Source organism: Streptomyces erythrochromogenes (assembly GCF_036170895.1).
Classification (GTDB): domain Bacteria; phylum Actinomycetota; class Actinomycetes; order Streptomycetales; family Streptomycetaceae; genus Streptomyces; species Streptomyces erythrochromogenes.
Window position 1 is genome coordinate 3,760,100 of the sequence record NZ_CP108036.1, and the last position, 18,094, is coordinate 3,778,193.

Annotated in this window: 16 protein-coding genes; 5 read left to right on the forward strand and 11 right to left on the reverse strand. The window is 73.6% G+C overall.

The window, feature by feature from the left end:
• Window positions 1-37: 37 nt before the first annotated feature.
• The 5 genes from proC to OHA91_RS16980 form a co-directional block, all read right to left on the reverse strand.
• Window positions 38-847 carry a pyrroline-5-carboxylate reductase gene (gene proC, locus OHA91_RS16960; RefSeq protein WP_031147841.1) on the reverse strand — a complete coding sequence of 270 codons (810 nt, stop codon included), beginning with the start codon at window positions 845-847 and terminating at the stop codon, window positions 38-40.
• A gap of 121 nt (window positions 848-968) precedes the next feature.
• Window positions 969-1,706 (reverse strand): ABC transporter permease, encoded by a 738-nt coding sequence (locus tag OHA91_RS16965; RefSeq protein ID WP_328739561.1) that lies wholly within the window; start codon window positions 1,704-1,706, stop codon window positions 969-971.
• On the reverse strand, window positions 1,703-2,500 hold the full coding sequence (locus OHA91_RS16970) for an ABC transporter ATP-binding protein (protein WP_031147839.1): 798 nt from the start codon (window positions 2,498-2,500) through the stop codon (window positions 1,703-1,705). Before OHA91_RS16970 ends, OHA91_RS16965 begins: the two co-directional genes overlap by 4 nt.
• Before the next feature lie 76 nt (window positions 2,501-2,576).
• Window positions 2,577-3,137 carry a hypothetical protein gene (locus tag OHA91_RS16975; RefSeq protein ID WP_031147838.1) on the reverse strand — a complete coding sequence of 187 codons (561 nt, stop codon included), beginning with the start codon at window positions 3,135-3,137 and terminating at the stop codon, window positions 2,577-2,579.
• A 77-nt stretch (window positions 3,138-3,214) separates the two neighbouring features.
• On the reverse strand, window positions 3,215-3,517 hold the full coding sequence (locus tag OHA91_RS16980) for an SH3 domain-containing protein (protein ID WP_031147837.1): 303 nt from the start codon (window positions 3,515-3,517) through the stop codon (window positions 3,215-3,217).
• Between the two features lie 106 nt (window positions 3,518-3,623).
• Between OHA91_RS16980 and OHA91_RS16985 the strand changes: the two genes are divergently transcribed.
• A complete protein-coding gene (locus OHA91_RS16985; protein WP_328739562.1) occupies window positions 3,624-5,765 on the forward strand; it encodes a serine/threonine-protein kinase in 2,142 nt (713 codons plus the stop codon).
• Window positions 5,766-5,849: 84 nt separating this feature from the next.
• Here OHA91_RS16985 and ilvD read toward each other — a convergent pair whose 3' ends face one another.
• From ilvD to OHA91_RS17000, 3 genes are all read right to left on the reverse strand, one after another.
• Window positions 5,850-7,700 carry a dihydroxy-acid dehydratase gene (gene ilvD, locus OHA91_RS16990; RefSeq protein ID WP_328739563.1) on the reverse strand — a complete coding sequence of 617 codons (1,851 nt, stop codon included), beginning with the start codon at window positions 7,698-7,700 and terminating at the stop codon, window positions 5,850-5,852.
• 121 nt (window positions 7,701-7,821) lie between these two features.
• On the reverse strand, window positions 7,822-8,442 hold the full coding sequence (locus OHA91_RS16995; protein ID WP_031147833.1) for a TetR/AcrR family transcriptional regulator: 621 nt from the start codon (window positions 8,440-8,442) through the stop codon (window positions 7,822-7,824).
• Window positions 8,439-9,266 (reverse strand): sugar phosphate isomerase/epimerase family protein, encoded by an 828-nt coding sequence (locus OHA91_RS17000; protein ID WP_031147831.1) that lies wholly within the window; start codon window positions 9,264-9,266, stop codon window positions 8,439-8,441. The genes OHA91_RS16995 and OHA91_RS17000 overlap by 4 nt, the downstream gene beginning before the upstream one ends.
• On the opposite strand from OHA91_RS17000, the gene OHA91_RS17005 reads away from it, so the two are divergent.
• A complete protein-coding gene (locus OHA91_RS17005) occupies window positions 9,247-9,453 on the forward strand; it encodes a hypothetical protein (protein ID WP_031147830.1) in 207 nt (68 codons plus the stop codon). The genes OHA91_RS17000 and OHA91_RS17005 overlap by 20 nt on opposite strands.
• A gap of 18 nt (window positions 9,454-9,471) precedes the next feature.
• Here the strand turns inward: OHA91_RS17005 and OHA91_RS17010 are convergent, their stop codons facing one another.
• Together OHA91_RS17010 and OHA91_RS17015 are read right to left on the reverse strand one after the other, a co-directional pair.
• The gene (locus OHA91_RS17010) at window positions 9,472-10,518 is read right to left on the reverse strand and encodes a hypothetical protein (RefSeq protein WP_245240040.1); all 1,047 of its coding nucleotides are present in this window, start codon (window positions 10,516-10,518) and stop codon (window positions 9,472-9,474) included.
• A gap of 735 nt (window positions 10,519-11,253) precedes the next feature.
• Window positions 11,254-12,201 carry a Ppx/GppA phosphatase family protein gene (locus OHA91_RS17015; RefSeq protein WP_031147828.1) on the reverse strand — a complete coding sequence of 316 codons (948 nt, stop codon included), beginning with the start codon at window positions 12,199-12,201 and terminating at the stop codon, window positions 11,254-11,256.
• A gap of 162 nt (window positions 12,202-12,363) precedes the next feature.
• On the opposite strand from OHA91_RS17015, the gene OHA91_RS17020 reads away from it, so the two are divergent.
• Window positions 12,364-13,146: a hypothetical protein gene (locus OHA91_RS17020; protein ID WP_276566340.1), complete on the forward strand. Its 783-nt coding sequence runs from the start codon at window positions 12,364-12,366 to the stop codon at window positions 13,144-13,146.
• 24 nt (window positions 13,147-13,170) lie between these two features.
• Here OHA91_RS17020 and OHA91_RS17025 read toward each other — a convergent pair whose 3' ends face one another.
• Window positions 13,171-14,949, reverse strand: coding sequence for a BACON domain-containing protein (locus tag OHA91_RS17025; RefSeq protein WP_328739564.1), 1,779 nt, complete (start codon window positions 14,947-14,949; stop codon window positions 13,171-13,173).
• Between the two features lie 239 nt (window positions 14,950-15,188).
• Here OHA91_RS17025 and radA point away from each other — a divergent pair, with 239 nt between their 5' ends.
• Window positions 15,189-16,616 carry a DNA repair protein RadA gene (gene radA / locus OHA91_RS17030; RefSeq protein ID WP_031147825.1) on the forward strand — a complete coding sequence of 476 codons (1,428 nt, stop codon included), beginning with the start codon at window positions 15,189-15,191 and terminating at the stop codon, window positions 16,614-16,616.
• 325 nt (window positions 16,617-16,941) lie between these two features.
• Window positions 16,942-18,066 (forward strand): DNA integrity scanning diadenylate cyclase DisA, encoded by a 1,125-nt coding sequence (gene disA / locus OHA91_RS17035; protein ID WP_031147823.1) that lies wholly within the window; start codon window positions 16,942-16,944, stop codon window positions 18,064-18,066.
• The last annotated feature ends 28 nt before the right edge of the window (window positions 18,067-18,094 follow it).

Below are 18,094 nucleotides of genomic sequence, written 5' to 3' on the forward strand. Positions count from 1 at the left end.
GCGGGCCCCCGGCGGGGCGGGGGCCCGTACCCGTGGTTCAGCTGTTGCCGGAGGCGAGCTCGCGGCTGCGGTCGCGGGCGGCTTCGAGGGCGGCGATCAGGGCGGCGCGTACGCCGTGCCGCTCCAGCTCGACGATCGCGTTGATGGTGGTGCCGGCCGGGGAGGTGACGGCCTCGCGGAGCTTGACGGGGTGTTCCCCGCTGTCGCGGAGCATCACGGCGGCGCCGATGGCGGCCTGGACGATGAGGTCGTGGGCCTGGGCGCGGGGCAGGCCGAGGAGGATGCCGGCGTCGGTCATGGCCTCGACGAGGAAGTAGAAGTACGCGGGTCCGGAGCCGGAGAGGGCGGTGGCCGCGTCCTGCTGGGACTCGGGGACGCGCAGGGTCTTGCCGACGCCGCCGAAGATCTCCTCGGTGTGGGCGAGGTGCTCGGCGGTGGCGTGGCTGCCGGCGGAGATGACGGACATGGCCTCGTCGACGAGGGCGGGGGTGTTGGTCATGACGCGCACGACGGGCGTGCCGGGGCTGAGGCGCTCCTCGAAGAAGGAGGTGGGGATGCCGGCGGCGCCGCTGATGACCAGCCGGTCGACGGGGACGTGCGGGGCGAGCTCGTCGAGGAGCTTGGCCATGTCCTGGGGCTTGACGGTGAGGATGAGGGTGTCGGCGCGCTTGGCGGCCTCGGCGTTGGAGACCGCCTCGACGCCGTAGCGGGTGCGGAGTTCCTCGGCCCGGTCGCTGCGGCGCGCGGTGACGAGGAGCTTGGAGGCGGGCCAGCCGCCGCGGATCATTCCGCTGAGCAGGGCCTCGCCGATCTTGCCGGTACCGAGGACTGCGACTGTCTGGGTCATGCCCGATCCACCTCGCCGAACTGTTCGAACTGTTCTTCCGCCTGGGCTGCGCAGGCGTACGCGTGCGTGTCCTCATCCTTGCACCCGGGCGGCGGGCGGGGCTGCGGTGTCCGCAGTGCGGTCAGGGGGTGCGGCGGCGGAGGGTGGCCGCGCCGAGGGCGAGTACGAGGACGGCACAGGCGGCGACGATCACGGCGTCGCGGACGAAGTCTGCGGTCATGTCGGTGTGGGTGAGGACCTGGGTCATGCCGTCGACGGCGTAGGACATGGGCAGGACGTCGGAGATGCCTTCGAGGACGGGGTGCATGGTGTCGCGGGCGGCGAAGAGGCCGCAGAGGAGCAGCTGGGGGAAGATCACCGCCGGCATGAACTGGACGGCCTGGAATTCGGAGGCCGCGAAGGCGGAGACGAAGAGGCCGAGGGCGGTGCCGAGGAGGGCGTCGAGGAGGGCGACGAGCAGGAGCAGCCAGGGGGAGCCGACGACGTCGAGGCCGAGGGCCCAGAGGGCGAGGCCGGTGGCGAGGAGGGACTGGACGGCGGCGACGGCGCCGAAGGCGAGGGCGTAGCCGGCGATGAGGTCGCCCTTGCCGAGCGGCATGGCGAGGAGGCGTTCGAGGGTTCCGGAGGTGCGTTCGCGCAGGGTGGCGATCGAGGTCACCAGGAACATGGTGATGAGGGGGAAGATCCCGAGGAGTGACGCGCCGATGCTGTCGAAGGTGCGGGGGCTGCCGTCGAAGACGAACCGCAGCAGGGTGAGCATCAGGACGGGCACCAGGACCATCAGGGCGATGGAGCGCGGGTCGTGGCGGAGCTGGCGCAGGACGCGGGCGGCGGTGGCGGTGGTGCGGGCGGCGTTCATCGGGTCTGCTCCCGGGCGGCGAGGGTGTTGGCCTCGTCGACGAGGCGGAGGAAGCCCTCCTCGACGGTGGCGGAGTGGGTGCGGGCGCGCAGGGCCTCGGGGGTGTCCTGGGCGAGGATGCGGCCTTCGCGCATGAGGAGCAGGTCGTGGCAGCGCTCGGCCTCGTCCATGACGTGGGAGGAGACGAGGATCGTGGCGCCGCGGGTGGCGGCGATGTCGTGGAAGAGGTTCCACAGGTCGCGGCGCAGGACGGGGTCGAGTCCGACGGTGGGTTCGTCGAGGACCAGGAGTTCGGGGGCGCCGAGCAGGGCGACGGCGAGGGAGACGCGGCTGCGCTGGCCGCCGGAGAGGTTGCCGGCGAGGGCGCCGGCGCGGGTGGTGAGGTCGACGTCGGTGATGGCGCGGTCCACGGCGTCGGCGCGGCGGGCCGCGGCGGCCCGGCCGGGGTCGAGGATCGCGGCGAAGTAGTCGAGGTTCTGGCGGACGGTGAGGTCGTCGTAGACGGAGGGTGCCTGGGTGACGTAGCCGATGCGGGAGCGCAGTTCGGGGTGGCCGGCGGGGCGGCCGAGGACGTCGAGGGTGCCGGTGACGTGGGCCTGGGTGCCGACGACGGCGCGCAGGAGGGTGGATTTGCCGCAGCCGGAGGGGCCGAGGAGGCCGGTGATGCGGCCACGGGGGACGTCGAAGGCGATGTCGGCGATGACGGTGCGCGGGGTGCGGCCGGTGCCGCGGCGGACGGTCAGGCCGTGGGCGTGCACGGCGGCCGGGTCTCCATCGGCCTGCTTATTCATCATGTGATGAATAATGCTCCTGGCGGTGCCCGGGCGTCAATGACCGGGAACGTGCGAGACCGCCGGGAGGGCGGGCGGGCTACTTCTTGCGCTTGGGGCGCCGGGCGGCCGGGTTGCCCGTACGGGTGCTGCGGCGGCGGGCGTACTCGGCCTGGGCCCGCTCGTACTCGGCGCGGTGGAGCTTCTCGCCCGGGGCCTCGGTCAGGCAGCGCAGGGAGTAGGCGATGAGCGAGCCGATGAAGCCGATCGTCTTCAGGCCCTTGAGGGCGGCCTCGTCGGAGGACGGGGCCGGGCGCCGGCGGAAGGAGTCCCACGTCTTGACGAAGGCGATGGCGCTGGCGATCGCGAAGAGGACGACGACGGAGATGCTGAGGAAGGGGCCGACGTTGCCGATCTCCAGGCCCTCGTAGGAGAGGCGGAGCAGCACGGCGGCGGCGGTGGCCGTGACCAGGGAGCCGACGGCGAGGGCCGCGCGGCGCAGGCCGTAGCCGCCCTCGTGGTCCACCCAGGTGGTGCCGAAGAACCGGAGCGGCTCGGGCTGCGGGCCGGCCGGGACCGCCGGCTCGGACGCGGCCGTGGCGGCGGCCCGGTCCGCGGCAGCCGGCTCGGCGGGGGTCTGGTCTCGCTGGTCGTCGCTCACAGCAGCGATTATCCCCCGCCGGACCGGTCGGGCCGGGTGTGTCTCACGTGTCAGACGGGTCAGACGGGTCAGACGGGTCAGCCGCAGTGCGTGACGACGAAGCCGTCGCTGCCGGTCCTGACGTACGCGTCGGAGACGAAGCGGCCGTTCCCGACACAGTCCCAGATGTCCGTCGTGCCGTACGGGCCCGAGACGGTGGTGCCCTCGGTCTGGCAGCGCAGCGTGACGGTCGCGCCGAGCGGCAGCACGTCGATCACCGAGTAGTTGGTCCCGGGACCGCTGCGGACGTTCAGCCGGTAGCCGGGAGCGACCGGATAGGACGGGTAGCCGGAACCTGCGGCCAGGCTCTGGACTTGGCTCGAATCGTTCTCCACCGACATGCGAAATCTCCCCCCATGGGCGTTGCCGTGCGCAACTCGCGCAGGGTAGCAGGACCTTGGAGATGCGTACGGGTCATCGACTAGGCTCCGACGGGGGTGGTGAGCGGTGCATTCGCTGCGCGCGGACTACGCGGGCTTTCCGGAGTACGCCGGGCAGTACCGGCTCGAATCGGTGCTCGGCTCCGGAGGCATGGGCGTCGTCCACCTCGCCACGTCCGGCTCGGGGCTGAAACTCGCCGTCAAGATCGTGCATGCCGAGCATGCCGTGGACCCGGAGTTCCGGGCCCGGTTCCGGCAGGAGGTCACGGCCGCGCGCCGGGTGAGCGGTGCTTTCACCGCGCCCGTCGTGGACGCCGACCCCGACGCCGAACGGCCCTGGATGGCCACCCTGTTCATCGACGCGCCGACGCTCGCCGAGCGCGTGCGCAAGCAGGTGCTGGACCGCACCGAACTGGCCCGGCTCGCCGCCGGCCTGGCGGAGGCGCTGCGCGACATCCACCGGGCGGGCGTGGTCCACCGGGACCTCAAGCCCAGCAACGTGCTCATGGCACCCGACGGCGTACGCGTCATCGACTTCGGGATCTCCCGGCCGGCCGACAGCGACCTGCGGACCGAGACCGGAAAGCTGATCGGGACCCCGCCGTTCATGGCGCCCGAGCAGTTCCAGCGGCCCCGCGAGGTGGGGACGGCCGCGGACGTCTTCGCCCTCGGCGCGGTGCTCGTGCACGCGGCGACGGGCCGCGGGCCCTTCGACTCCGACAGCCACTACCTGGTGGCGTACCAGGTGGTGCACAGCGAGCCCGACCTGACCGGGCTGCCGCGGCAGCTCGTCCCCCTCGTCGAGCGGTGCCTGGCCAAGGACCCGCAGGAGCGGCCCACCGCCGAGGAGCTGATCGCCGAGATGCGGGCGGTCGCCTACCCGACCGCCGAGGACACCCAGGCCTTCATACCGCGGCCGCGGGAGCCCGACGGGGCCGAGCTGCTCACCCACCGCCGGGAGCGGATCCCCGCCGCGGCGGAGCCGCGCCCTCCGCGCAGGCGGCGGGCCCGGATCGCCGTCGGGGCCGGGATCGGGCTGCTGCTGGTGGGCGGCGCCGTCGGCGGGTACCTGCGCTACGGCGGCGCCGCCGGATCCTCGCCCGCCCAGATCGCCGGGAAGGCTGATCCGGCGCCCGCGAAGACCTTCGCCCCCTGGTCGGTCCCCCTGGGCAAGCCCGGGACGGGCAGCCGGATCGGGGCCTGCTCCTGGCAGGCGGAGGCCCTGTACTGCGCCGGACCGGGGCTCGCCGCGGCCCGGCTCGACCCCGCGGACGGTTCGACGGTGTGGAGCCTGGAGGCGCCCGCGGCCTCCCCGGCCAAGGGGACGCCGACCGCCGGCGCACCCCTGCACGCCGGCGGACGGGTCCTCGTCGTGGCGCCCGGAAGCGAGACGCTGCAGGCACTGGACCCGGCCACGGGTGCGGAACGCTGGCGGCTGGGGCTCCCCGCCGGCTCGCAGGCGGTGCCCGCGGGCGGGCAGGTGCTGCTGGTCGGTACGAACGGCAGCGTCACCGCACTGGACGCGGCCACCGGCACGACGCGCTGGACCCAGCAGATCGGCGGGCTCGGCTCCGTGTGGTGGACCGGCGGCGGGCCCGAGGGCGGCGCGGCGCCGGAACTGTACGTGGCGACGCCTGACGGCAGCGGTTCCACCCAGCTCGCCGCGGTCGATCCGGCGAACGGGACGGTGACCCGGCAGTTCCGCACGACGGGGCGGCTGCGGCCGGTCGGCGCCGCGCACGGCGGCCTGTACCTGATGGAGGTCGACGCGTCCGCCAGGACCACCGCCGTCGTGCGCGCCGATCTGACGGCGCGCACCGCACAGCGGGTGCGGCTCACCGCGCCGCTGTACGACGCGGAGGCGACGGTGGACCGGGACGGGACCACCTACCTGGTCGGGACCTCCGGCGCGCTGGTCGCCGTCGGGGCCGACAAGGAGCGGTGGCGACTGGAGACGGGCGTGACGGTGGCCTCCCGTCCGGTGGTCGCCGACGGCCGGGTCCACCTGACGGCGCCGGACGGGCGGCTGCTCGCCGTCGACGCGGCCGACGGCAGGCCGGCGGGCCAGACCAGGCCGCGGATGGCGGACGGCAGGGCCACGTACGCGTCGACGCTGCCGGCACCGGTGGCCGGCGGCGGGCGGGTGTTCGCGGGCGCGCCCGACGGGTCGCTGTTCGCGGTGGACGCGGGCGATCCCGCCCGGTGGTGAACGCGGGCGCGACCCCGCCGCGGTGAGACGCGGGCGCCCCCGCACCGGAGCGGTGCGGGGGCGTCGCTGCAGGGGCCGGCCGGGTCAGCCCAGCCGGGTGACGTCGCGGACCGCGCCCTTGTCGGCGCTGGTGGCCATCGCGGCGTAGGCGCGCAGGGCAGCGGAGACCTTGCGCTCGCGGTTCTTCGGCGCGTAGACGCCGCCGAGGGCCTCGTGGCGGGCCGCCAGGGTGGCGTCGTCGACGAGGATCTCGATGGACCGGTTGGGGATGTCGATGCGGATCAGGTCGCCGTTCTCGACGACGGCGATGTCGCCGCCGGACGCCGCCTCCGGGGAGGCGTGGCCGATGGACAGGCCGGAGGTGCCGCCGGAGAAGCGGCCGTCCGTCACCAGCGCGCAGACCTTGCCGAGGCCGCGGCCCTTGAGGAAGGACGTCGGGTAGAGCATCTCCTGCATGCCGGGGCCGCCGCGCGGACCCTCGTAGCGGATGACGACGACGTCGCCCGCCTTGACCTCCTTGCGCAGGATCTTGTCGACGGCCTCGTCCTGCGACTCGCAGACGACCGCCGGGCCCTTGAAGGTCCAGATCGACTCGTCGACACCGGCCGTCTTCACGACGCAGCCGTCGACGGCGATGTTGCCGCGCAGGACGGCGAGGCCGCCGTCCTTGGAGTACGCGTGCTGCACGGAGCGGATGCAGCCGCCCTCGGCGTCGAGGTCGAGGGTGTCCCAGCGCTCGGACTGGGAGAAGGCGGTGGCGGAGCGGACGCAGCCGGGGGCCGCGTGCCACAGCTCCATGGCCGTGTCGGACGCCGTGCCGGAGCGGGCGTCCCACTTCGCCAGCCAGTCCTCCAGGCCCGCGGAGTGGACGGTCGTCACCTCCTTGTTGAGGAGCCCGCCGCGGTGCAGTTCGCCGAGGATGGCGGGGATGCCGCCGGCCCGGTGCACGTCCTCCATGTAGTACGTGCCGCCGGGCGCCACGTTCGGGGCGACCTTGGCGAGGCACGGGACGCGGCGCGAGACGGCGTCGATGTCCTTGAGGTCGTACTCCAGACCCGCCTCCTGCGCGGCGGCCAGCAGGTGCAGGATCGTGTTGGTCGAGCCGCCCATGGCGATGTCGAGGGCCATGGCGTTCTCGAAGGCCTCGCGGGTGGCGATGTTGCGGGGCAGGACGGACTCGTCGTCGTCCTGGTAGTACCGCTTGGTGATCTCCACGACCGTGCGGCCGGCGTCCTCGTACAGGGCGCGGCGGGCGGTGTGGGTCGCGAGGACCGAGCCGTTGCCCGGGAGGGCCAGGCCGATGGCCTCGGCGAGGCAGTTCATCGAGTTGGCGGTGAACATGCCGGAACACGAGCCGCAGGTGGGACAGGCGTTCTCCTCGATGCGGAGCACGTCCTCGTCGGAGACGTTCTCGTTGGAGGCGTCCACCATGGCGTCGATCAGGTCCAGCTTGCGGACGGTGCCGTCGACGAGGATGGCCTGGCCGGCCTCCATCGGGCCGCCGGAGACGAACACGGCCGGGATGTTGAGGCGCATGGCGGCCATCAGCATGCCCGGGGTGATCTTGTCGCAGTTGGAGATGCAGATCAGGGCGTCGGCGCAGTGCGCCTCGACCATGTACTCCACGCTGTCCGCGATCAGGTCGCGCGACGGCAGGGAGTACAGCATGCCGCCGTGGCCCATCGCGATGCCGTCGTCGACGGCGATCGTGTTGAACTCGCGGGGGATCGCGCCGGCCGCGCGGATGGCGTCGGAGACGATGCGGCCGACGGGCGCCAGGTGCGTGTGACCGGGGACGAACTCGGTGAAGGAGTTGGCGACCGCGATGATCGGCTTGCCGATGTCCTCGCTCGCTACGCCCGACGCGCGCATAAGGGCGCGGGCGCCCGCCATGTTGCGGCCGTGGGTGACGGTGCGGGACCTCAACTCGGGCATGCGGTTCACTCCCCATGAGTGCGGCTGTACGGTCAGCCGCGACTGCGGATATGGCTCAGATACGAGGCTACGCCCACTGCCCGGGATCCGGACGGCGTGTCCGCATGACGGGACGGGAGGCTCAGTCCTCGGTCAGGTACCGCTGAAGCGTAGGGGCCACGAGCGCCACGATGTCCTCCGGGTCCGCGGACGCGAGGGGCTCGACCTGCAGCACGTAGCGCAGGATCGCGATGCCGACCATGTGGGAGGCGGCGAGCTCGGCGCGGAAGGTCGGGTCGGGCACGTCCAGATCGGCGGCGACCCGCTCCAGGAGCCTGCGCAGCACGAGCCCGCGCAGCACCTTCGCGGCGGCCTCGTGCGTGAGCGCGGACCGGATCACCGCGAGCAGCGGGGCCCGGGTGACCGGGTTCTCCCAGACGCCGAGGAAGTAGCGCGCCAGCCGCTCGCCGATGCCCTCCGGCCCCTCCCCGATGACGGCGGGGACCACCATGGCCGGCTCCATGCTGATCTCGATGGCCGCGGCGAAGAGGTCGTCCTTGCTGCCGAAGTAGTGGTGCACCAGGGCCGGGTCCACGCCGGCGACCTTCGCGATGCCGCGCACGGACGTCTTGTCGTAGCCGCGCTCCGCGAACACCTCGCGGGCGGCGAGCCGGATGCGCTCCTGGGTGCCCGGGCCCTCCTCGACCTCGTCCTGGCGGGGCCGGCCCGGCCCCCGGCGGCGCGGCTTGCTCTCCCCGGTCACGGCCGGCGGGCCCGGTCGTGACCGGCGGCGGCCAGGTGCAGGCGGGTGAAGGCCAGCGCCTCGGCGAGATCGGCCTCGCGCTCGGCGGAGGACATCGCCCGCCGCGTGTTGACCTCGATCACCACGTGGCCGTCGAAGGAGCTCCGGGCGAGACGTTCCAGCAGCTCGGCGCAGGGCTGCGTACCCCGGCCCGGCACCAGGTGCTCGTCCTTCGCCGACCCGTTGCCGTCGGCGAGGTGCACGTGCGCCAGCCGCTCCCCCATCCGGTCGATCATCGCGGTCGCGTCCGTACGGGCGGTCGCGGTGTGCGACAGGTCGACGGTGAAGTGCCGGTAGTCGTCCTTCGTCACGTCCCACTCGGGCGCGTAGGCGAGCATCTCGCGGTCGCGGTACCGCCACGGATACATGTTCTCCACGGCGAACCGCACGTCGGTCTCCTCGGCCATCCGCCAGATGCCGGAGACGAAGTCCCGCGCGTACTGGCGCTGCCACCGGAACGGCGGATGCACGACGACGGTGGACGCACCGAGCTTCTCGGCCGCCGACCGGGCGCGCTGCAGCTTGACCCACGGATCGGTGGACCACACCCGCTGGGTGATGAGCAGACAGGGCGCGTGAACGGCCAGGATCGGCACCTGGTGCTGGTCCGACAGGCGGCGCAGCGCGTCGATGTCCTGGCTGACCGGATCCGTCCACACCATCACCTCGACGCCGTCGTATCCGAGGCGCGCGGCGATCTCGAAGGCGGTCGCCGTGGACTCCGGATAGACGGAGGCGGTGGACAGGGCGACTTTCGCGGTCGGGATGCGGACGGGTTCTGCCACGGGGACAGGGTACGGGGCCCGCGCCCGCCCGGTACGTGACGGCCGCCACGCGGGCGGGGTTCCGGCCGTCATCGAGGCGGTCCTGCGCTCCCACGAGCCCTTCGCGGAAGAACTCTTCGACACCCTCCTGGACCACCTGGGCTTTCCCCCGGCCCCGGACCCGGAGGCCGGCGCCCCGGAGCGGTGACGGGCCCGGCCCGCCGCGTCAGGACGTTCGGGCGAGCCAGGTCCGCGTCTCGTCCGCGGTCAGGACGCGAGTCAGCTCGGCCGTTCCCGGGAGGTGCGGGAAGAACCGGTCGGCGTTCCAGCTGCGCTGGTACGCCGGCTCGTCGAGCACGAGCAGGCGGCGCCCCTCCACCACGGGGATGTCGTCCGGCAGCCCCTCGTTCCAGATCCGCTCGCCGTCCGGGGCGAGGAGTTCGAAGGCCCCGGTCGCGACGGCCTGGGTACGTCCCCGGGCGGGCTCGGGGTCCGTGGCCAGGCGGACGCTCTCCGCCGAAGGCCCGGTACCGGGAACGTGGCCGCCGCCGACGAGGACGTGGGCGAGCAGTGTGTGCAACTGGAAGTTGTCCCCGATGCCGCCGATGCGTATCTCGAACCCGGTCCCGGTGGGCCTGTGCAGCACCACGAGGGGCTCGTCGTCCAGCACCGCCAGCGCGTGCGCCAGGCATTTGAGGTCGTGCCGTTCCAGGGCCGCCAGGTCACGGCAGGCCGAGAGGAGCGCGGACGAGTCCCGGCGGCGCACCTCGGCGCTGCGGCACAGCACGGCCAGCGCGGGCGGCTGCCACTCCTCGACCGCGCACCAGGCCAGTACCAGCTGCAGGGCCTCGTGCACCTCACCGCCCAGGCGTGCCAGCAGAGCATCATCGATGATCTTCTCGTCCGGCTCCGGCAGTCCGTCCTCCCCGGTCGCGGTCCAGCGGCGGGCGAACTCGAGGGCGTCGAGCAGGTCCCGGTGGACGCCGTCGAGGATCGGCTCGGCGCAGGCCACCGGATCCGCCCCGCGCTCGACGCAGTAGCCGGCCGCCATCGCCAGCATCGGCCGCGGCCCGGTGGCCGGGAATGCGGGAATCAGCGCCGCCAGCCGGGGCCCTGCCAGAACATGCTCAGCCTCCGAAGCCGACTGCACCCCGGCCATCATGGCGGCGAAGGCACGCTCGGTACGGTCCCCATCGCGAGCGGCAACCGACTCTTCCAGCTCGGACACAACGGCGGCGAGGCCCGAGGCCTTCCGCTTCCACTTGAAGATCACCGGCACACCTTAGGCCCAAGGTCCACCCGACGTCATCAAGCCAAGACTGTCCGAATCCCTCACCCAACGTCAGCCCTTCTGCGCGCCGACGAGCCGAGCCCGCTCGCGCAGGTCCCGTACCGCCCGAACGCCGCTGTAGGACCGGAGCCGGAGGCTCATGACCTCGAAGTGTTCGTCATCCGCCAAAAGCAGGGAGCTGTCCTTGACCGACATCAGCAGGTCACGAGGGCCTCTGCGCCCGACACAGACGGTCTGCGGACGCGTGATCGAGAAGCGCGTAGCGATCGATGGCGGCTTATGACCAGCCCCAGGGGCTGGCAGACGCCACCAGACAGCAGCGCGTAGCGATTGGATGCGCGCCGGGCTCCGCCCGGGCAGCGCCGACGCCCCGATGGTCTTCTCTCCCCCGGCCCGTTCCCTTGGGGGCTTCCCGGCAGTCTTTCGGATTTCCGGGGCGGGACGGTCGGTCAAGGGTGGCCGAAGGCCATCGCGCAGCGACGCGAGGAACGAGCGCCCTTGAGGGACCGGCACGACACGGAGAGACGATGGGACTGACGGGAAACCCCCAGCACGTCACCGACTCCCGCCCCAGCGGACACCGCTCCCCCCACACCACCCCGACGCAGGGGGTGGGTGGGCAGCCACCGGCCCGGGGCGCGGGGGCCGCGGGGTGAGGGCGCCGAGTGCGCGTGCACCCGTACGTCCGCCAGCCCGCGCGAAGGTCCCCCCTATCCCCTACGCCGGCGCCGCGCCCGGGGTCGGGAGGTGGTCCAGTCGGCGCAGGATGACGCCCTCGCGCAGGGCCCACGGGCAGATCTCCAGCTCGTCGACGCCGAAGAGGTCCATGGCGCCCTCGGCGACCAGCGCACCTGCCAGCAGCTGGTTCGCCCGCCCTTCCGAGACGCCCGGGAGGGCCGAGCGCTGGGCCGTCGTCATCGCGGCCAGGCGCGGGACCCATTCCTCCAGGGACTTGCGGCTGAGGTCGCGCTGCACGTACAGGCCTTCCGCCGAGCGGGCCGCGCCCGCGATGCGGGCCAGCTGCTTGAAGGTCTTCGACGTCGCCACCACGTGGTCCGGGGCACCGAAGCGGCTGAACTCTCTGACCGTCCGCGCGATCTCCGCCCGCACGTGCCGCCGCAGCGCCCGGATGTCCAGGGCGTCCGGCGGGTCGCCGGGGAGCCAGCCCGAGGTGAGGCGGCCCGCGCCCAGGGGGAGGGAGACGGCGGCGTCCGGGTCCTCGTCGATGCCGTACGCGATCTCCAGGGAGCCGCCGCCGATGTCCAGGACCAGCAGCTTCCCGGCGGACCAGCCGAACCAGCGGCGCGCGGCGAGGAAGGTGAGCCGTGCCTCGTCCTCACCGCTGAGCACCGGCAGGTCGACGCCGGTCTCGGCCTTGACCCGGGCCAGCACCTCGTCGGCGTTGGTGGCCTCGCGCACGGCACTGGTCGCGAAGGGGAGGACGTCCTCGCAGCCCTTGTCCTCGGCGGCCTGTACCGCTTCGTTGATGACGGAGAGGAGACGCTCGACGCCCGCTGGTGTGACGGCGCCGGCCTCGTCGAGGAGCTCCGCCAGCCTTATTTCCACCTTGTGCGAGTGCGCCGGCTGCGGGCGCGCGCCGGGGTGCGCGTCCACCACCAGCAGATGGACCGTATTCGAACCCACATCAAGGACACCGAGTCTCATAGGGGGAAACGCTACTGCGAGGAACGCTCGGGGGTTGTGTAAGGGGCGCTTAGGCTTGGGTTTGTGCCAAATACGAAGAAGGCCAACAAGACCCGGTCGGAGAAGGACACGGGCAAGGACGACCAGGGCGCAAGCACCAAGCGCGCCAAGAACGGCAAGCCACTGAAGCCCCTGAAGCCCGGAAAGGCCAAGGCCGTGGCCGACGAGAAGGGGCTCGACTTCCCTCGGGCCTGGGTGGAGTTCCCCGACCCCGCCGACGACGAGCAGGTCTTCCGCTGCGACCTGACCTGGCTGACCTCCCGCTGGACCTGCATCTTCGGCAGCGGCTGCCAGGGCATCCAGGCGGGCCGGGCCTCGGACGGCTGCTGCACGCTCGGCGCGCACTTCTCCGACGAGGACGACGAGAAGCGCGTCGCGGAGCACGTGGCCCGGCTGACGCCCGAGCTGTGGCAGTTCCACGACGTCGGCAGCGAGAGCGGGTGGACGCAGGCCGACGACGACGGGGAGAAGCAGACCCGCCGCTGGGACGGTGCGTGCATCTTCCTGAACCGGCCGGGGTTCCCCGCCGGGGCCGGCTGCTCGCTCCACATCCTCGCGCTGAAGGAGGGCCGGGAGCCGCTGGAGACCAAGCCGGACGTCTGCTGGCAGCTGCCGATCCGCCGGACGTACGACTGGATCGAGCGGCCCGACGACACCCGGGTGCTGCAGGTGTCGATCGGCGAGTACGACCGCCGGGGCTGGGGCCCGGGCGGCCACGACCTGCACTGGTGGTGCACGTCGGCGACGTCCGCGCACGGCGCCGGGGACCCGGTGTACGTGTCGTACCGCGCCGAGCTGACGGAGCTGATGGGCAAGGAGGGGTACGAGGCGCTCGTGCAGCTGTGCGAGGCCCGGCTGGCCTCGCTGCTGCCGATGGCTCCGCACCCCGCGGACCCGGCTCCGTAGGCGGAGCGTCGACCCGGTCCGCCGTCAGCCCCCCGCCGGTCCGGACGGTGCCGGGTCGGGCGCGGGGGAAACCGTTCCGCCTGCGCCGTCCGTCGGGGTCGGCGCGGGTGTCGGGGACGGCGGCGGGATCGTCGGTTCCGTCGGGGTCGGCGTCGGCGTGGGCCCCTGGGTCTGGTCCGGCGTCGGCGAGTGGCTCGCGGGGTGCGTCGGTTCGGGCTGCGGGGTCGGTGTCGACGCGGGCCGGCCGCGGCCCCGGATGGAGACCACCGCACCGGTCGGGTCGACCCCGACCCGGGCGGTCCAGGCGCCGACGGGCTGCGCCTCGGGGTCGACGGCGATGTGCAGGGTGACCGATTCTCCGGGCGCGAGGGTGCCCGCGGTGCGGCTCGCGCGCAGCCACGGCGCATCGGACCAGAGCCGCCAGTCCACCGGGGCTCCGCCCGAGGCGGTGAGGGTGAGCACGGTGAGGGCGCCCCGCGAGGACGCGGCCACGGAGAGCCGGCCGGGGGCTCCGGCGTGGTCGGGGGTGGCCGGCGGGCCCGAGCTGATCACCTCGACGGAGACGTCGGAGGAGTCGCTGCTCTCGGCGAAGCCGGGGCCGCCGATGGTGGTGGCCGCGTTCCCCGCGTTCTCGTAGGCGGTCAGCGGGCGGCCGCCGATCCGGGCCGTCGGGAGCTCGCTCTCACTGGCGGAGATACGGGGGGAGCCGTTGCCGACGGGTTCGCCGGTGCCGTGCTCGCCGCGGTACGAGGCCCACAGCGCCAGGACCGGGGCGGCGACGACGGTGGCCACGACGGTGGTGGTCACCGCCCGGGCCCGCAGCCGGTCGCGGCGGGCCGCGCGGTCCTTGGGGTCCATCGGGAAGCCGGTGCGGTCGAAGCGCGGGCCGGGGCTGCGGCCGCGGCCCCGGCCGGAGCGGAGCATCGCCGCGTGGACCGCGGTGCGCGGGGCGGGTACGAGCGGCAGTGCGGCGGTGTTGACGCCGCCGGAGCCGGGCCAGGGGGCGGCGGCGCCCACCCGTTCGGCGACGCGCCGGCACCGGGGGCAGTCGTCGACGTGCCGGACGAGTTCGGCGCGCAGGGTGCTGGACAGCAGCACGTCGCCGTTGCCGCCGTTGCCGTCCGCGTCGGCGCCGGTGAGCTGGGAGACGCTGGGACAGCTGCCGGTCTCGACGACGGCGAGGGCTGCGCGGGTGCGCTCCACCTCGCAGGCGGCGCCGGTCAGCAGCTCCCGGGCGGCGGCGGGGGGCGTGCCGAGGACCGCGGCGAGTTCGGGGACGGCGAGGCGGTGGCGGACGGCGAGTTCGAGTGCCTCGCGCTGCGCGGGTGTGGTCCCCGCGGCCTCCGGCCAGGCGAGACGGGCCAGCTCGGTACGGCGGTAGGCGCTCACGTCAAGCTGCCGGTGGGCGTCCGCCGCAGAGCCGTCGGTGGCTGCGCCCCCCGGCGCACGGTCGCGCCCGGTGTGCTCCGGCGCACGCCGGGCGGAATGCGCTCCCTGTCGGACGCGCCGCTGCTCCGCCAGCCGGCACAGGCAGCCCCAGCGGGCGAGCGCGTAGAGCCAGGCCCGCCGGTCGCCCTCGTCGGGGCAGCGGCCGGGATGCCGCTCGGCGACGGCGAGGACGTCTCCGAGCACGTCGGTCGCCGTGTCGTGATCGCACAGGACCGACAGGCAGTAGGTGAACAGGCCGTCGAGATACGGCTCGTGCCGGAAGGGGCGCGGCGGCTCCTCTTCTTGAGGCGTGCGCCCGTGCGCCCGGTGTGCGCCGGTGCGCGGCGAGGGGTGTGCCTGGTTGCTGCTGTTCACCTGGCGACCGTAGGCGGCGCGCCGGGGGCGCCTTGGAAGCCTTCCCCAGTTTTAGCCCTTATGGGTGAACAGATCGGTGGCGGACTGACGGCCGCCCTGACGACCGGCCCGACGACCGGCCCGACGACCGCCCCGACGACCGCCCGACGACGACCGTGACGTGGGCGGCGGTGCCGGTCCGGGCGCCCCGGCCGGCACCGCGGGCCGGGCTGTCGGTGCGGGCGGCTACCGTGAGCGGCATGGCTGCCCGCACTGCTCGTTCATCCGCCAAGGACCGACCGTCGTACCGCTGCACCGAGTGCGGCTGGACGACGGCCAAGTGGCTCGGCAGGTGTCCGGAGTGCCAGGCCTGGGGCACCGTCGAGGAGATGGGGGCGCCCGCCGTGCGGACCACCGCGGCCGGCCGGGTGTCGACCGCCGCGCTGCCGATCGCCCAGGTCGACGGGCGGACGGCGACCGCGCGCAGCACCGGTGTGGACGAGCTGGACCGCGTCCTGGGCGGCGGGCTCGTGCCCGGCGCCGTCGTGCTGCTGGCCGGCGAGCCCGGCGTGGGCAAGTCGACGCTGCTGCTGGACGTCGCGGCGAAGGCCTCCAGCGACACGCACCGCACGCTGTACGTCACGGGTGAGGAGTCGGCGAGCCAGGTGCGGCTGCGGGCCGACCGCATCAAGGCGCTGAGCGACCACCTGTACCTCGCCGCCGAGACCGACCTGTCGGCGGTGCTCGGCCACCTCGACGCCGTGAAGCCGTCCCTCCTCGTCCTGGACTCCGTACAGACCGTCGCCTCGCCCGAGATCGACGGCGCGCCCGGCGGCATGGCCCAGGTGCGCGAGGTGGCGGGCGCGCTGATCCGGGCCTCCAAGGAGCGGGGCATGGCCACCCTCCTCGTCGGCCACGTCACCAAGGACGGCGCCATCGCCGGTCCGCGCCTGCTGGAGCACCTCGTCGACGTGGTGCTGAGCTTCGAGGGCGACCGGCACGCACGGCTGCGGCTCGTGCGCGGCGTGAAGAACCGCTACGGCGCCACTGACGAGGTCGGCTGCTTCGAGCTGCACGACGAGGGGATCACCGGGCTCGCCGACCCGAGCGGGCTGTTCCTGACCCGGCGCGCCGAGGCCGTTCCGGGGACCTGCCTGACCGTGACCCTGGAGGGGAAGCGGCCGCTGGTCGCCGAGGTGCAGGCGCTGACCGTGGACTCGCAGATCCCCTCCCCCCGGCGGACCACCTCGGGTCTGGAGACCTCGCGCGTCTCGATGATGCTGGCGGTGCTGGAGCAGCGCGGCCGGATCACCGCGCTCGGCAAGCGCGACATCTACAGCGCCACCGTGGGCGGGGTGAAGCTCACCGAGCCGGCCGCCGACCTCGCGATCGCGCTCGCGCTGGCGTCCGCCGCCAGCGACGTGCCGCTCCCGAAGAACCTGGTGGCCATCGGCGAGGTCGGCCTGGCCGGCGAGGTGCGGCGGGTGACGGGCGTGCAGCGGCGGCTGGCGGAGGCGCACCGGCTGGGCTTCACGCACGCGCTGGTGCCGGCGGATCCGGGCAAGGTGCCGCCCGGGATGAAGGTCACCGAGGTGGCCGACATGGGCGACGCGCTGCGGGTGCTGCCGCGCGGGCGCTCCCGTACGCCGGCCAGGGAGGCCAAGGAGCGTCCCGCGGCCGCGGAGTAGGCCACGGCCGCGGGAGTAGGCCACGGTCAGGAAGCGGGCCACGACCGCAGAGCAGGTCCCGGCCCGCGGAGCAGGTCCCGGCCCGCGGAGCAGGTCTCGGCCCGGCGGTCATGATCGAACCGGGCGGACCGTCATGATCGACCCGGCCGACCGACCGGTCGCCGCCCTGGTCAGGGGGTCCGTAGCGGCCCCCGCCGGGCCCTACCTGGCCAAGCCACGGCGGGGCCGCAGCGCGCGCCGGTAGACTTTGTGCTGGTCCGCCCGGCCGTACGCACGTCCTCGTGCCCCCGCGCTGGGCGGCGCAACCCGCGACCGGAGGAGTGCAGTGGCAGCCAAGGACGGGGCATCAGCACCCGGGAAGTCCGGCGCGAGCTCCAAGCACGACGCGCTCATGCGCGCCTCGCTGAGCGCGGTCGCACCCGGTCAGCCACTGCGCGACGGCCTTGAGCGGATCGTCCGGGGCAACACCGGCGGCCTCATCGTCCTCGGCATGGACAAGGCCGTCGACGCGATGTGCACGGGCGGCTTCGTCCTGGACGTGGAGTTCACCGCGACCCGGCTGCGCGAGCTGTGCAAGCTCGACGGCGCCCTGATCCTCGACAAGGACCTCACCAAGATCCTGCGGGCCGGCGTACAGCTCGTACCGGACGCGTCCATCCCCACGGAGGAGACGGGCACGCGCCACCGCACGGCCGACCGCGTCTCGAAGCAGTGCGGGTTCCCGGTGGTGTCGGTGTCGCAGTCGATGCGGCTGATCGCGCTGTACGTCGACGGGGAGCGGCGGGTCCTGGAGGAGTCCGGGGCGATCCTGTCGCGGGCGAACCAGGCGCTGGCCACGCTGGAGCGGTACAAGCTGCGCCTGGACGAGGTCGCGGGCACGCTGTCGGCGCTGGAGATCGAGGACCTGGTCACGGTGCGCGACGTGACGGCGGTCGCGCAGCGGCTGGAAATGGTCCGCCGGATCGCGACCGAGATCGCCGAGTACGTGGTCGAACTGGGCACGGACGGGCGACTGCTGTCCCTCCAGCTGGACGAGCTGACGGTGGGTATCGAGCAGGAGCGCGAGCTGGTCATCCGGGACTACGTGCCCGAGCCGACGGCGAAGCGTTCCCGCACGGTGGACGAGGCGCTGGCGGAGCTGGACGCGCTGACCCACCCGGAACTCCTGGAACTGCCCATCGTGGCGCGGGCGCTGGGGTACACGGGCTCACCCGAAACCCTGGACTCGGCGGTGTCGCCCCGCGGCTACCGGCTGCTGGCGAAGGTGCCGAGGCTGCCGGGCGCGATCATCGAGCGGCTGGTGGAGCACTTCGGCGGTCTGCAGAAGCTGCTCGCCGCGAGCGTCGACGACCTGCAGACGGTGGACGGCGTGGGCGAGGCCCGCGCGCGGAGCGTCCGCGAGGGCCTGTCCCGTCTGGCCGAGTCGTCCATCCTGGAGCGCTACGTCTAGTGCTGTGGCCGGGAAGGTTTGCCGGGCG